This is a genomic window from Brevundimonas sp. EYE_349, assembly GCF_023147505.1.
GTDB lineage: Bacteria > Pseudomonadota > Alphaproteobacteria > Caulobacterales > Caulobacteraceae > Brevundimonas.
Genome location: NZ_JAHXPB010000001.1, coordinates 366,698 through 380,589 on the forward strand (window position 1 = coordinate 366,698; position 13,892 = coordinate 380,589).

The following is a 13,892-nucleotide window of genomic DNA, read 5'->3' on the forward strand; positions in this document are numbered from 1 at the left end:
CCTAATGCGCGGGCGCCGCGTCGCCCTTGATCAGGGCCACGACCGCATCGGCCTTGTCGTTAGGCACTGCGATGCTGAGCACATATTGTTCGATCTTCCACCCGTCGTCCGTCAGGCGCATGACGCCAGAGCCGCGCGTCTCGCCATAGGACGGGCTTGCCAGCTTCTCCTCGAACCAGGCGATGCAGCGGCAGTCGATCGGGGCGATGGTGATGGTGCGAGACATAGCGGGAAACGACCAGGCGCTGTCGTGCTTGAACCACGGCTCGGCGAAGGCGCGGAACTGCTCCATCGTCCAATGCTCACTGGCGTCGGTGCCGACGAAGCGGGCGTCTGGGGCGAACAGGTTGAAATAGGTCGCTTCGTCGGCGGTGGACGAAGCCTGGTTCAGGCGATCCAGCACCGAGGCCACCTGCGCCTCGGCGGTAGGGGCGGCTGTCGTGGACTGCGACAGGGCCAGGGCGGCGATCAAGGCGGTGAACATGGCGATCTCCCTTCGTCGGTTTGGGACGGTGCAGCCCCGGACGTCCTGCCGCAAGCCGCAATCGGGCGCTTAGTCCGCGCTTTCCGGCACGGGATAGGTATCCGGTTTCAGCACCTTGGCCAGGGCCAGCAGATTGCGCGCGGCGTTTCGGCCCACACGGTCGGCGTAGTCGTGGCCCTGGTCCGTCTCAACATAGTCCGGCCCCGGTCCCGGCCCCAGGTGCCAATAGGTCCAGCTTTGCGCCGGCATGGTGAACCCCATGTCGATCAGCGCCTGGGATACGGTGGCGACGATGTGGTGGGCGCCGTCCTCGTTGCCCGTGATCACGATGCCGCCCACCTTTCCGAAGGCGACGGGCCGGCCGCTATCGTCGGTCTCCTCGAACAGGGCGTCCATCCGCTCCAGGGCGCGCATGCAGACGCTGGACATTTGGCCAACCCAGGTCGGCGTGGCGAACACCACGATATTGGCCGCCATTATCTTTTCGTGGACCGCAGGCCAGTCATCGCCCTCGCCCTGATTAGTCTTCACGCCGGGCTTTAGGTTCAGATCGACCAGGCGGACCAGATCCGTGTCCGCGCCGCCCTTCTTCAATTCGTCGATCACCACCTGGGCCAGGGCCTCGGTGCTGGACGTCTCAGGCGACGGCTTCAGCGTGCAGTTCAGGATCAGGGCTTTCATCGGCGGGTCCTTTGATGGGCCTCCAGCTAACCGATGGCCGCATTCGGCGTTCCCCTTGATCGAGATCATGGACGGGGGGCGTCGTCTCGACCAAGGTCGAATGGATCACCGCCGTCGCCCCGACTAGCACCGGGCGGCCCCAGGCCCTCCCCGGCCGCAGCCCACAGCCGTCCATGTCATCGCGTATCCGCAACCAGGCCCTCAAATCCAAGGTCATGTCGGCCCACGACGCCGCCGCCCTGATTTCTCCCGGCTCGACCATCGGCATGAGCGGCTTCACCGGATCGGGCTATCCCAAGGCCGTACCGCCCGAGTTGGCCCGGCGGATCGAGGACGCCCACGCCGCCGGCGACGCCTTTCGCCTGAATCTGTGGACCGGCGCCTCGACAGGGCCGGAGTTGGACGGCGCCCTGGCCAAGGCCGACGGTATCGAGCTGCGACTGCCCTATAACTCCGACCCCATAGCGCGCGAGAAGATCAACGCGGGCCAGATGGAATACCTCGACATGCACCTAAGCCAGCTGGCGCCTGCCGTCTGGCAGGGTGTGCTGGGGGCGCTGGATACGGCGGTGATCGAGGTGTCGGCGATCAACGACGATGGCTCGCTGGTGCCGTCATCGTCCATCGGCAACAACAAGACATGGTTGGACCGCGCCGACCGCGTGATTCTGGAGGTCAACCGCTGGCAGAACGCGGCGCTGGAGGGGATGCACGACATCTACTACGGCACCGCCCTGCCGCCCGACCGCGTGCCTATTCCGCTGACGCGGCCAGACCAGCTGATCGGCCAGCCCAGCCTGCGTTGCGACCCCGACAAGATCGTCGCCATCGTCGAGACAGATGCGCCGGACCGCAACCTGCCCTTCGCCGCGCCCGACGCCACGGCGCGCGCCATCGCCGGTCATCTGATCGAGTTCCTGAAGCACGAGGTGAAGGTCGGCCGCCTGCCCGCCGGCCTGCTGCCGCTGCAATCCGGCGTCGGCAATGTCGCCAATGCTGTGCTGGCGGGCCTGATGGACAGCCCGTTCGAACGGATGGCCGCCTATACCGAAGTCATCCAGGACGGGATGCTCGACCTGCTTGACGCGGGCAAGCTGACGGTCGCCTCAGCGACCGCATTTTCGCTCAGCCCCGAGGCGGCGGCCGATCTGAACGGTCGGATGGCCCAGTTCCAGGGCAAGATCATCCTGCGCCCGCAGGAAATCTCGAACCACCCAGAGCTGATCCGTCGCCTGGGCTGCATCGCCATGAACGGACTGATCGAGGCCGACATCTATGGCAACGTCAACTCGACCCAGGTGATGGGATCGCGCATCCAGAACGGCATCGGCGGATCGGGCGACTTCGCGCGCAACGCCTTTATTTCCTGCTTCGTGACGCCCTCGACGGCCAAGGGCGGCAAGATTTCCGCCATCGTGCCCATGGCCAGCCACGTCGATCACATCACCCAGGACGTGCAGGTTCTGGTCACCGAACAGGGGCTGGCCGATCTGCGCGGCCTGTCGCCCAAGCAGCGCGCCCGGGTCATCATCGCCAACTGCGCCCACCCCGACTATCGCGACGCCTTGGTCGACTATTATGGCCGGGCGCTGAAGGGATCGTACGGCCTGCAGTCTCCGCATCTGTTGGACGAGGCCCTGTCCTGGCACCAGCGCTTCATCGAGACGGGCTCGATGAAACCGACCTAGCGCGCCAGGGTCGTCGGGAAGTCACGCCCGAGGGCCTCGGCCATGCCCTGTTCCGCGATCAGGAACACCTGGTCACGCAGATGATAGTTGTTGGACAGGACAATCACCGTCACGTCCTGATCCGGTTGATAGAGCATCAGGTTGCGAAACCCGCCCCAACTGCCGGTGTGATAAATCTGGCGGTCCTGGAAGCTGGGCCGAACCTGATCGCCCAGACGGTTCGAGAAGATGCCATATCCCCAGTCGCGGCGCGGATGGCTGCGCTCGTTCGGTTTGGTGTCGGCGGGCGCGTGGTCGGCCAGCATCTGCTGATAGCTGGCCGGCGTCAGCAGCGATCCGCGATGCAGGGCCCGCTGCCAGACCAGCAGGTCGTCCAGCGTCGAATAGACGGCGCCCGCCCCCGCCACGATGGAGGTGTTAGCGTTCGGCTGGGCCGCCAGGCCGCCAGGGAAGTTGGCGTATCCCATGATGACGCCGTGATCGCCGCCGTCCAGATCCAGCCCGGTCTCCTTCATACCCAGCGGCTTGAAGAAGGCGTCGCGCATATAGGTCTGGAACGGCTTCCCACTGGCCTTTTCAACAATCGCGGCGGCCAGGTTGAAGCCGGCGTTGTCGTATCGAACCTCGGTTCCCGGCTCGAACTGAAGGCCGAACCGCTTGGAATCCTCGGTCAGGTCCTCCAGCGTGGCGTGGGTTGTGCGACGCATCCCCCAGCCCGGCCGCGCCATCAGGTCTGGAATGCCCGAGGTATGCGACAGCAGATGGCCGATGCGGACGGCCTGCCACGCCGCCGGACACGGCTGAATCCATTTGCAGATCGGATCGGAGACGTTCAGACGGCCTTCGTCCTGAAGCTTCAGAATCGCTGTTGCGGTGAATTGCTTGGAGATCGAGGCCAGGCGGAATCGCGATTCCAGCTTCAGCGGCCGATCCAGTTCGTAGTTCGCCTTGCCGTACACCTGACGGAACAGCACCCGGTCGCCCTTGGCCACCAAAACCGCGCCCATGAAGCGCCCCGCCGCCGCTTCGCGATCAAGGCGGGCGGTCAGTTGCGGCAGGTCCTGGACGACTATGACGGGAGGACGCGGCGGAGCGTTTGCCCGTTCAGCGATCAGGGCCGTGTCGCTTTTGGGCGCGACGGTCGTGGCCACGCCCGCCCAAATCGCCGCGCCAAGGATCAGCGCCCCGAGGACGCCCAGAACGAGCCGGGGATGCCCCCCGGCGGTACGCGGCACTTCAAACACGGGAACTCAGACGTCGAAATCCAAACCGAACTGGGCGTACAGGGCGCGGCTGTCCTGCCATTTCGGATCGACCTTGACGGTCAGGAACAGATGGACCTGGCGGCCCAGGATATCGTTCAACTCCTCGCGCGCCTTCTGGCCGATCCATTTCAAGGTCTGACCGCCCTTGCCCAGCACGATGGGCCGCTGGCTCTCGCGCTCGACATAGATCGTTTGTTCGATGCGGGCCGAGCCGTCGGCGCGGTCCTCGAAACTGGTCGTCTCCACCGCCGCCGAATAGGGCAATTCCTCGTGGACGCGAAGATAGACCTTCTCGCGCGTGATCTCCGCAGCCAGCACGCGGACCGGAACGTCCGCCGCCTGATCCTCGGGATAGAGCCAAGGGCCCTTCGGCATCGAGCGCGCCAACCGCTGCTTAAGGTCTTCGACGCCGTCGCCGTTGGCGGCCGAGATCATATAGACCTCTTCATAGACGCCGCTCTCGAACAGTTTCTGCGACAAGGCCAACAGGGTGTCGCGGCGCATGCCGTCGATCTTGTTCAGCGCCAGGATGACCTTGGTCTGGGTGGCCTGAAGATTGGCGATGATGGTCTCGGTGTCCTCGGCCGAGCGGCGGTCGGCCGCCGTGCCCTCGCGCCCTTCGGAATCGATATGCGACTGGGCGTCGATCAGGTGAACCACGACATCGGCGTCCTCCGCCCCGCCCCAGGCCGAGGCGACCATGGCCCGGTCCAGCCGACGGCGCGGCGTGAAGATGCCCGGCGTGTCCACCATGACGATCTGGGCGTCGCCCTCCATGGCGATGCCGCGCACGGGAAAGCGGGTCGTCTGCACCTTCTGGGTGACGATGGAGACCTTGGACCCGGTCAGCCGGTTGACCAGCGTGGACTTGCCGGCGTTCGGCGCGCCGATGATGGCGGCAAAGCCTGCGCGCTGGTTTTCGATATCGGTCAAATGACGCCTTCACGTTTGAGCAGGGCCATTGCGGCCGCCTTCTCCGCCTCCTGACGCGAACGCCCTTGCGCGGTCAAGGGCTGCACGTCCTGCACCGTCACTTCGACGGTGAATGTCGGCGCATGATCCGAACCCGTCCGATCCGCCACGCGATAGGTCGGCAGCGGCCGTCCCTGCCCTTGCGCCCACTCCTGCAAGGCCGACTTGGGATTGGTCACGGTGCGGGACGGCGGCGCCGACAGTTCCTCAGCCCAGGCCTGTTCGAAGAAAACGCGCGCCGCATCCAGGCCGCCGTCCAGATAGACCGCCGCCAACAGGGCCTCGACCGCATCGGCGATGACGCCCGCCTTGCGACGTCCGCCGGTCTTGGTCTCGCCTGGCGACAGCCTAAGCGCCAGGCCGACGCCCAGGGCCTCGCCCACGCGGGCGCAGGCGTTCTTGTCGACCAGAGCGTGCAGACTGGACGACAACTGGCCCTCGTCGGCCGTGGGAAAGTCGCTGGACAGCCGCTCGGCCACCAGCAGCCCCAGCACCCGGTCGCCCAGGAACTCCAGCCGTTCGTTGTCGCGCGGGCCATGCACGCCCGCCGGCGCCCCCTCACCCACACTAGCGTGGGTCAGGGCGCGCTCCAGCAGCGCCTTTTCCTTGAACGCATGGCCGATACGGCGCTCAAGCGCGACGACCGCCTCGGCCCGCAGATTGGCCATCAGTGCAGGACGTTGAAGAACCGGTCCAGACGCACGTTGAACCAGCTGACGGGGTTCCACAGCGAGGAGCCGGGCTTCCACGAGAACAGGATGATCTGCGCCTTCCCGACCAGGTTCTCGGCCGGGACCATGCCTACGCCGCTGGACTGTTCGACGCGGCTGTCGATCGAGTTGTCGCGGTTGTCGCCCATCATGAAGTAATGGCCGGCAGGCACCTCATACGCGAGGGTGTCGTCCAGATCGTTTCCGGGACCGAAGTCCTGGGTCATGAAGCTCTTGCCCCCGGGCAGGGTTTCGCGGACCTCGGTGACCGGGCGCGGGCCGAAGATGTCCTCGATCTCGGTCCGGCTGACGATCACGTCCTGAACGGGCTTGTCGTTGATATACAGCTTGTTGGCGATCATCTGGATGCGGTCGCCAGGCAGACCGATAACGCGTTTGATGAAGTCGGTCTTGTTGTCGCGCGGCAGTTTGAACACGACGATATCGCCGCGCTTGGGCGCCGAGCCCATGATCCGACCATCGAACAGCGGCGGGCTGAATGGGATGGAGTGTTTTGAGAAGCCGTACGACCATTTCGACACGACGATATAGTCGCCTTCGTACAGGTTCGGCTCCATCGAGGCGGACGGAATGGTGAAGGGCTGGAACAGGAATATCCGCAGCACCATGGCGATCAGCAGGGCGAAGACGATGGTCTTGAAGATTTCGCCGGTCTCGCTGGCGGCCGACGCCTTTTTGCCGCGTTGGCCGGGCTTGTTGGCGTAAACCTTCTGGTTCGCCGTGGTCGGCTCCTGAACCGACTTGACCGGAGCGTCGGCTTCCGACGCCGCAAAACGTTCCTCGGGGGTGGCGTCGCGATTGGCGTCGTCGGGCTTTTGGTCTTCGCTCATGCGATCAGGCATCCTCGCCGCGTCCGCGCGGTCATCGGGCACGCCTATAACCTGATTACGACTGCGGCAAGGCTTCGATCACCACGAAAGCCAGTGCATAGGGATGTTCGTCGCTCAGCGTCAGGTGGATTTTCGCCTCGTGCCCCGCCGGCGTCAGACGCGCCAGATGCTCGGCCGCATGGCCGGTCAGCGCCATCGTCGGCTGGCCCGAGCGCAGGTTCACCACGCCCATGTCGCGCCAATAGACATCGGCCCGCATCCCCGTGCCCAAGGCCTTTGCGCAAGCCTCCTTGGCGGCGAACCGTTTGGCGTAGCTCCAGGCCGGGTCCGGTTTGCGGTCCGAGCGCGTACGTTCCAACTCGGTGAAGCAGCGGTTCTTGAAGCGATCCCCGAACCGATCCAACGACGTCTGGATGCGGCGGATGTCGGAAAGATCGGCGCCGACCCCGATGATCATGCCGCGTCCATCGCAGCGCGCATCCGGCGGATGGCGGCGTCCAGACCGATGAAGATCGATTCGCCGATCAGAAAATGGCCGATGTTTAATTCGCGGATTTCCGGGATAGCCAGCATGCGCGGAGCCGTGTCGTAATCCAGCCCATGCCCCGCATGGACCTCAAGCCCCAGGATGTCGGCCTGGGCGGCGGCGGCGGCGAGACGTTCGAACTCCACCTCGCGTTCGCCGGGATCGGTCAGATGGCAGTAGCGGCCCGTGTGAAACTCAACCACCTGGGCGCCGACGGCGGCGGCGGCCTTGACCTGAGCTTCGGACGGTTCGATGAACAAGGACACCCGGATATCGGCCCCGGCCAGCGTCTTCACGACGGGGGCGATAAGCGCCTCTTGACCGGCGACCGCCAGTCCACCCTCGGTCGTCACCTCCTCGCGCCGTTCGGGCACCAGGCAGGCGGCGTGCGGCCGGTGACGCAACGCGATGGCCAGCATCTCATCCGTCACAGCCATCTCCAGGTTCAACGGCTTGCCCGCGCGGGCACACAGGGCGCTCAGCACGTCGATATCGGCGTCGGTGATATGGCGGCGATCTTCGCGCAGATGGGCGGTGATGCCGTCGGCGCCGGCGGCCAGCGCCGCCTCGGCCGCACGGGCCGGATCGGGATGCGCCCCGCCGCGCGCGTTCCGTACGGTGGCGACGTGGTCGATGTTGACGCCGAGGCGGACGCGCTGGTTCATCTCAATTCCCGCTCATCCCGACGAAAGCCGGGACCCAGTTCTTTTGTATCACCGTCCGCCTGCCGACGGCCTGCGCGTCTAAGTTCCGCCCATCGCCCAAAGTGCCGGGTCCCGGCTTTCGCGGGAATGAGCGGACAGAGGATTTCACTTCGACAAACGCCGGCTGCCAGGATCTTCCACCGGCAGCGCTGCCAGTTCCGGCGGCAGGGCGTGGGCGGGATAGGCCGGTACATCCAGCGAGGCCAGGGCGATCAGGGGCACGCCCACATCCGCCTTTCCGCCCGAGCGATCAACGATACAGGCCGCCGCGATGACCTCGCCGCCGGCCGCCTGGATGGCCGCGATGCATTCGCGCGAGGACAGGCCGGTCGTGACGATGTCCTCGACCATGACGACCTTCTCGCCCGCCTCGACCGAGAAGCCGCGACGCAGTTTGAAAGCGCCGCCTTCGCGCTCGACATACATCGAACGAACCTTCAAGTGCTTGGCCGTCTCATAACCGGGAATGATGCCGCCCACAGCCGGTGAGATGGCGACATCCACCGGACCGACCTTGGCCACGATCTTCTCGGCCAATGCCTTGCACAGGCGCTCGCAGCGCGCGCCGTCCATGAAGACCAGGTTCTTCTGCAGGAAGACCGGGCTGTGCAGGCCGGAGGATAGGACGAAATGGCCTTCGCGCAGGGCGCCGGCGTCGCGGAATTCGTTGAGGACGTCTTGGGTGTTCATGACGGCGTTCTAGACCCGGATCGCGCGCGGATGAACCCACCCGCTGCGCTTCAGTCGATGTTTTCGTTCGGCCGCAGACCGCGCGCCAGAAGTTCCGCCCAGACACCCTCGGCGTCTTCCGCGAAACCGATCAGGTCCATATCCGAGGCCGCGATCATCCCGTGCTCGATCAGGGCCTCGAAACCGATCACCGACGTCCAATAGGCCTTGTCCACCAGAACGACGGGCACCGGCGGCGCCTTGCCCGTCTGGCGCAGGGTCAGGATTTCAAACATCTCGTCGAAGGTGCCGAATCCGCCCGGAAACACCACCAGGGCATTGGCGCGCATCGCCAGATGCATCTTCCGCATCGCGAAATAGTGAAATAGGAAGGTCAGTTCGGGCGTCGAATAGGCGTTCGGCTCCTGCTCGTGCGGCAGGGTGATGTTGAAGCCGACCGAGGGTGCGCCAGCTTCGAGCGCCCCGCGATTGGCCGCCTCCATGATGCCCGGCCCGCCGCCGGTGGCGATGACATTGTCGCGCGGTTCGCCGATCGATCCCCGAAACGCACCGCCCCGTTCGGACGCCAGCCGCCCAAAGGCCCGCGCCTGTTCGTACCAGCGATGGCCTTCGCGGATGCGGGCGCTGCCGAAGACGACGATGGTGGAGCGCACGCCCCAGGCCCTCAGCGCCTCCTCGGCCTTGGCGTATTCCATCAGGAACCGCACGCCGCGCATGGAATCGCCCATCAAGAAATCCTGATCCATCGCCGCCATGCGATAGGACGGCGACGCCATCTGGGCGGCGTTCGGCTTGGTCGTTTCGGTCATTCGCCGCGCGCGCGTTCCACGGAATCCACGGACGGATTGGCGCGCAGCGCCGCGATGATCATGGTCGCGTGCTTGGCGTCCTCGACCTCGACATCCACGTCCACGTCGAAGAAGTCTTGCTGACGGTGCGCCATCGACAGATTGATGATGTTGCCGCCAGCCTCCCCGATCAGGGTCGTCACCTGACCCAGCACGCCCGGCGCATTGCGAATCGTCGCACGGATGCGAGCGGCGGCGACCGCATCCGTCTCGGCCTGGGGCGTCCACTGCAGATCGTGCCAGACCGAATCGTCGTCGGCGAATGCCGCCAGGGTCTGGCAGTCGATGGTATGCACCGTCAGTCCGGCTTCCGGCTCCAGAATGCCCACAATTCGGTCACCCGGCACCGGGGTGCAGCATTGGCCGAAATGGACCGACACGCCGGGCGTCAGACCGCCGCCGCGCACGAACAGACGCGCCTTGTCGCCCTCGATCCGCTGCTTCTCCGGCCCGGCCTTCAGTCGTCCCTTCAGGGCGGGGAACAGAATCTCGGCCGTCGCGGTCGGCGAAAGACGCCCGCGCCCCAGCCCCTCGAACAGATCGTCCTCGCTGGTCGTGGCCAGGGTTTCCAGCACCGGCTTCAGCGACACGTCGGCCAGCGACTTGTCGATGCGCGCCAGGGTCTGGTCCAGGGCGACGCGGCCCAGCTTGACGAACTCCTCGCGCTCGGAGGTGCGGATATGACGACGGATGGCGGACCGGGCGCGGCCCGTCACGGTCAGGCTGCGCCAGTCGGCCGGCACCTCACGCTTGGAGCCGCGAATGATCTCGACCACGTCGCCGTTCTGCAGCGGCGTGCGCATCGGCTTCAGCTCGCCGTTGACCTTGACGCCAACGGCGGTGTCCCCGACCTCGGTGTGGACGGCGTAGGCGAAGTCAAGCGGCATTCCCCCGCGCGGCAAGGTGACCAGTTGCCCCTTCGGCGTGAAGACGAACACCTGATCCAGGTACATTTCCAGCTTGGCGTGTTCGACCCAATCCTCGCCGCCTTCGCCGTGTTCGATGACCTGAACCAGATGGCGAAGGTTCTGCAGCGGGTCGCGACCACCGCCCTGCTCCATCGCCTCGCGGTCGAAGCCATAGGACTGGTTTTTGTAGCGCCAGTGGGCGGCGACCCCGTCCTCGGCGACGCGGTCCATCTCCTCGGTGCGAATCTGCATCTCGATCCGCAGGCCGCGCGGGCCAACGACCGTGGTGTGCAGCGAGCGATAGTTGTTCGACTTCGGCGTGGAGATGAAGTCCTTGAACCGTTCCGGCACCATCGGCCATTCGCGGTGGATGACGCCCAGCGCGCGGTAACAGTCGTCTTCCGCCTCCACGATGACGCGGAAACCATAAATGTCGGACAGCGACGAGAAGCCGACCGACTTCCTCTGCAGCTTGCGCCAGATCGAATAGGGGGTCTTCTGCCGGCCATAGACCTTGGCCTTCAGCCCGGCCTCTGACAGCACTCGCTCGACCTCGCCCGCCACGCCTTCGATGGCGCGACCATGCTCTAGCTTCAGCGCTTCCAGCCGCCGCTCGATGGCGGTCTTGGCGGTCGGGTTCAGATGGGTGAACGCCAGTTCTTCCAGCTCGGACGCGATCGAGTGGATGCCGATGGACCGGCCCAACGGTGCGTAGACCTCCAGCGTCTCGCGGCTGATCCGCTCGCGCTTCTCGGGCTTCACGTACTGGAGCGTGCGCATATTGTGCAGGCGGTCGGCCAGCTTGACCAACAGCACCCGCACGTCCCGACTGATGGCAAGGATGAATTTGCGCAGGTTCTCGGCCTGGCGCGTGTGCTCGGCCTGAAGCTCCAGCCGCGACAGCTTGGTCACGCCCTCAACAAGGACCGCGACCTCTTCGCCGAACATGCCGGCGATGTCGTCGCGCGTCGCGGAGGTGTCCTCCACCACGTCATGCAGCAGGGCGGTGACGATGGTGGCGGTGTCGAGCTTGTAGTCTGTCAGTATGCCCGCGACCTGGATCGGGTGGGCGAAATAGGGATCGCCCGAGGCCCGCAACTGCGAGCCGTGCATTTTCATCGCATAGACATAGGCGCGGTTCAGCAGCGCTTCGTCGGCGGTTGGGTCATAGGCCTTTACGGCCTCGATCAGCTCGAACTGACGCAGAATAGGCGCGCGTTTCAACTTCGGAGCCGAATCGGCGGGCGCCGTCTGGGGTTCGTTTTTGTTTGCAGCTTGGGGCGCCGGCGGAACCGCGTCGGTCCGCGCCGGCAGAATAGTGACGCCAGGGGCTCCCTCGGGCGTCAGTACCGCTCCTCCTGGCCGCCGTCGCGGTCGCTTTGCAACGCGCGGATCAGCTCGGCCTCGGCCATGTTCATGTGCTGCGGTTCGGCCAGCAGGGCGACCGTTTCCGCCTCGTCCTCGGCTTCCGTCCGCTCATCGACGCGCTGCAGCGTGGTGATGATGGTCTCGCGCAGTTCGTCCGGCGCCACGGTGTCGTCGGCGATCTCGCGCAGGGCGACGACCGGGTTCTTGTCGTTGTCGCGGTCGATGGTCAGTGCGGCGCCGTTGGCGATGCTGCGAGCGCGGTGGCCGGCCATCAGCACCAGCCCAAAGCGGTTCGGAACCTTCTCGATGCAGTCTTCGACGGTGACGCGGGCCATGAAATTCCTCGAACGCGGGGGAGAACCGCGTCAAATACAGATGGAGACTGCTTTTTGCAACGCCACAGGGGCGGAAGTTGGGCGCAGCCGCCCTGCCCGGCTCACCTCGTGGGGCGCGCGTCCGATCCGACCGAAGCCGTGCCGGCCAAATCAAGCGCCCTTCTTCCATCGGTCGGATGCGTCCAGTCGGGCGCGATCTCTGCGATCGGCCCCATCACGAACCCTCGTTCGGCTGCGCGGGGATGGGGAAGGATCAGCCCGTCCAGATCGCCGCTCATCCGCCCATAAGCGATCAAGTCCAGATCAAGTGTGCGCGGGGCGTTGCGGACCGAACGCTGGCGGCCGAACGCGTCCTCGATCCGGCCCAGCGTCGCCATCAGAGCATGCGGGTCGTGGGCGGTGCGCACAATCGCAACCCCGTTCAGGAACGGCGGTTCGGATGGGTCGGGCCAGGCCAGGGACGACCACCAACTCGAACGCGCGACGATGTCTATCCCCTCGCTGCGGAACCGCGCCAGCGCCGCCTCCAGCGCTTCGCGGCACGAGGCCCATGCCCCCTTGTCATTGCAGCCCAGCGCAACGATGACTGCCTGATCCAGGTTCAGCGTCTCGTCGATTCCCACATCGGCGCGGGCCTTCGCCGGGGCGTCATTTTCTTCATTTCTTTTGTCGGCTTCAACCATGTTTCATTCCACCGACCGCCTGGCGATCTTCATCGACGGGTCCAATCTCTATTCCGCCGCTCGCGCGCTGCAGCACGACATGGACTTTCGCCGAATGCTGGACTGGTTCCGCGAGAAATCCGTCCTGACCCGCGCCTACTATTACACGGCCATAATCGAGGGCGAAGAGTTCTCGCCGGTGAAGCCGCTGGTGGACTGGCTGGACTACAACGCGTTTTCGGTCGTTACCAAGTCGGTGAAACGCTTCACTGACGGCGCCGGCCACAGCCGGATCAAGGGCAATATGGACATCGAGATCGCGGTGGACATGCTGGAGTTGGCCCCGCACATCGACCACGCCGTGCTGTTTTCCGGCGACGGCGATTTCCGCCGCGTGGTTCAGGCGATTCAGGCCAAGGGGGTGCGGGTCACGGTGATCTCCACCCAAAGGACCCAGCCGCCGCACATCGCCGACGAGTTGCGTCGCCAGGCCGACGCCTTCCTGGACCTGAACGACCTGATGGCCGAGTTCGGCCGCCCGAAGGCCGCGCAATGAGCCTGACGCCCGAGCCGCCTCGCGACTGCCCGCTGTGCCCGCGCCTGGTCGAATACCGCCGGGAGAATGCGCGCCGGAACCCCGACTGGTGGAACGGTCCGGCCGCCTCCTTCGGTGATCCGAATGCGCGCCTGCTGATCGCGGGCCTGGCTCCGGGCCGAACGGGCGCCAACCGCACCGGCCGCCCCTTCACTGGAGACCATGCCGGCTGGCTGCTTTACGACACGCTGAAGAAGGCTGGGTTCGCGCACGGCCATTACGATCCCAACGGGCACGACGACCTGACGCTGACGGATTGCATGATCACCAACGCCGTGCGCTGCGCCCCGCCTGGCAACAAGCCCCTGCCGATCGAAGAGACCAACTGCCGCCCCTTCCTGATCGACCGGCTGAAGCTCCTGCCCAATCTGAAAGTGATCGTGACCCTAGGCGACGTGTCGCGTCGCAACATCCTGAAGGCCTTCGGACGGCCGGCGTCAGCCATGCCGGCGGGCCATGGGGCACAGGGCGAAGCAGGCGGCTATATCATTCTGAACAGTTATCACTGTTCGCGATTGAACACGAACACAGGCCGGCTGACGCCCGAGATGTTCGAGGATATCTTCGCGCGCGTTCGCACTCTGATCGAGGGCTGACCTTCGCGG

At 65.5% G+C, this 13,892-nt stretch carries 16 protein-coding genes; 3 read left to right on the forward strand and 13 right to left on the reverse strand.

Translation table 11 applies throughout. The annotated features are described in order from the left end of the window. Nucleotide 1 precedes the first annotated feature (1 nt). Together KZX42_RS01965 and KZX42_RS01970 are read right to left on the reverse strand one after the other, a co-directional pair. Nucleotides 2-484, reverse strand: a complete 483-nt coding sequence (locus tag KZX42_RS01965) for a nuclear transport factor 2 family protein (RefSeq protein ID WP_248116573.1) — start codon at nt 482-484, stop codon at nt 2-4. 69 nt (nt 485-553) lie between these two features. After that, complete coding sequence (locus KZX42_RS01970) at nt 554-1,165, reverse strand: flavodoxin family protein (protein ID WP_248116575.1); 612 nt, start codon at nt 1,163-1,165, stop codon at nt 554-556. 173 nt (nt 1,166-1,338) lie between these two features. Between KZX42_RS01970 and KZX42_RS01975 the strand changes: the two genes are divergently transcribed. Then, a complete protein-coding gene (locus tag KZX42_RS01975; RefSeq protein WP_248116577.1) occupies nt 1,339-2,853 on the forward strand; it encodes an acetyl-CoA hydrolase/transferase family protein in 1,515 nt (504 codons plus the stop codon). Here the strand turns inward: KZX42_RS01975 and KZX42_RS01980 are convergent. From KZX42_RS01980 to folK, 11 genes are all read right to left on the reverse strand, one after another. Beyond that, nucleotides 2,850-4,088: a serine hydrolase domain-containing protein gene (locus KZX42_RS01980; RefSeq protein ID WP_248116579.1), complete on the reverse strand. Its 1,239-nt coding sequence runs from the start codon at nt 4,086-4,088 to the stop codon at nt 2,850-2,852. The genes KZX42_RS01975 and KZX42_RS01980 overlap by 4 nt on opposite strands. Before the next feature lie 15 nt (nt 4,089-4,103). Continuing rightward, a complete protein-coding gene (gene era, locus KZX42_RS01985) occupies nt 4,104-5,051 on the reverse strand; it encodes a GTPase Era (protein WP_248116580.1) in 948 nt (315 codons plus the stop codon). Next, a complete protein-coding gene (gene rnc / locus KZX42_RS01990; RefSeq protein WP_248116583.1) occupies nt 5,048-5,758 on the reverse strand; it encodes a ribonuclease III in 711 nt (236 codons plus the stop codon). The genes era and rnc overlap by 4 nt, the downstream gene beginning before the upstream one ends. Then, a complete protein-coding gene (gene lepB, locus KZX42_RS01995) occupies nt 5,758-6,651 on the reverse strand; it encodes a signal peptidase I (RefSeq protein ID WP_248116585.1) in 894 nt (297 codons plus the stop codon). Before lepB ends, rnc begins: the two co-directional genes overlap by 1 nt. Nucleotides 6,652-6,706: 55 nt before the next feature. Next, nucleotides 6,707-7,108, reverse strand: coding sequence for a holo-ACP synthase (gene acpS / locus KZX42_RS02000; RefSeq protein ID WP_248116587.1), 402 nt, complete (start codon nt 7,106-7,108; stop codon nt 6,707-6,709). Beyond that, entirely contained in the window at nt 7,105-7,842 is a 738-nt protein-coding gene (locus KZX42_RS02005) for a pyridoxine 5'-phosphate synthase (RefSeq protein WP_248116589.1), read from the reverse strand. Before KZX42_RS02005 ends, acpS begins: the two co-directional genes overlap by 4 nt. Before the next feature lie 144 nt (nt 7,843-7,986). Beyond that, nucleotides 7,987-8,571 carry an orotate phosphoribosyltransferase gene (gene pyrE / locus KZX42_RS02010; protein ID WP_248116591.1) on the reverse strand — a complete coding sequence of 195 codons (585 nt, stop codon included), beginning with the start codon at nt 8,569-8,571 and terminating at the stop codon, nt 7,987-7,989. Nucleotides 8,572-8,621: 50 nt separating this feature from the next. Continuing rightward, nucleotides 8,622-9,380, reverse strand: a complete 759-nt coding sequence (locus KZX42_RS02015; RefSeq protein ID WP_248116593.1) for a TIGR00730 family Rossman fold protein — start codon at nt 9,378-9,380, stop codon at nt 8,622-8,624. Then, nucleotides 9,377-11,551, reverse strand: coding sequence for a bifunctional (p)ppGpp synthetase/guanosine-3',5'-bis(diphosphate) 3'-pyrophosphohydrolase (locus tag KZX42_RS02020; RefSeq protein ID WP_282438746.1), 2,175 nt, complete (start codon nt 11,549-11,551; stop codon nt 9,377-9,379). Before KZX42_RS02020 ends, KZX42_RS02015 begins: the two co-directional genes overlap by 4 nt. Nucleotides 11,552-11,670: 119 nt before the next feature. Beyond that, complete coding sequence (gene rpoZ / locus KZX42_RS02025) at nt 11,671-12,030, reverse strand: DNA-directed RNA polymerase subunit omega (RefSeq protein ID WP_054765722.1); 360 nt, start codon at nt 12,028-12,030, stop codon at nt 11,671-11,673. A 101-nt stretch (nt 12,031-12,131) separates the two neighbouring features. Then, nucleotides 12,132-12,713 carry a 2-amino-4-hydroxy-6-hydroxymethyldihydropteridine diphosphokinase gene (folK, locus tag KZX42_RS02030; RefSeq protein WP_248116595.1) on the reverse strand — a complete coding sequence of 194 codons (582 nt, stop codon included), beginning with the start codon at nt 12,711-12,713 and terminating at the stop codon, nt 12,132-12,134. Here folK and KZX42_RS02035 point away from each other — a divergent pair. Together KZX42_RS02035 and KZX42_RS02040 are read left to right on the forward strand one after the other, a co-directional pair. After that, entirely contained in the window at nt 12,712-13,248 is a 537-nt protein-coding gene (locus tag KZX42_RS02035; RefSeq protein ID WP_248116597.1) for an NYN domain-containing protein, read from the forward strand. The two genes, folK and KZX42_RS02035, sit on opposite strands and share 2 nt — an antisense overlap. Then, a complete protein-coding gene (locus tag KZX42_RS02040) occupies nt 13,245-13,883 on the forward strand; it encodes a uracil-DNA glycosylase (RefSeq protein ID WP_248116600.1) in 639 nt (212 codons plus the stop codon). Before KZX42_RS02035 ends, KZX42_RS02040 begins: the two co-directional genes overlap by 4 nt. Nucleotides 13,884-13,892 lie beyond the last annotated feature (9 nt).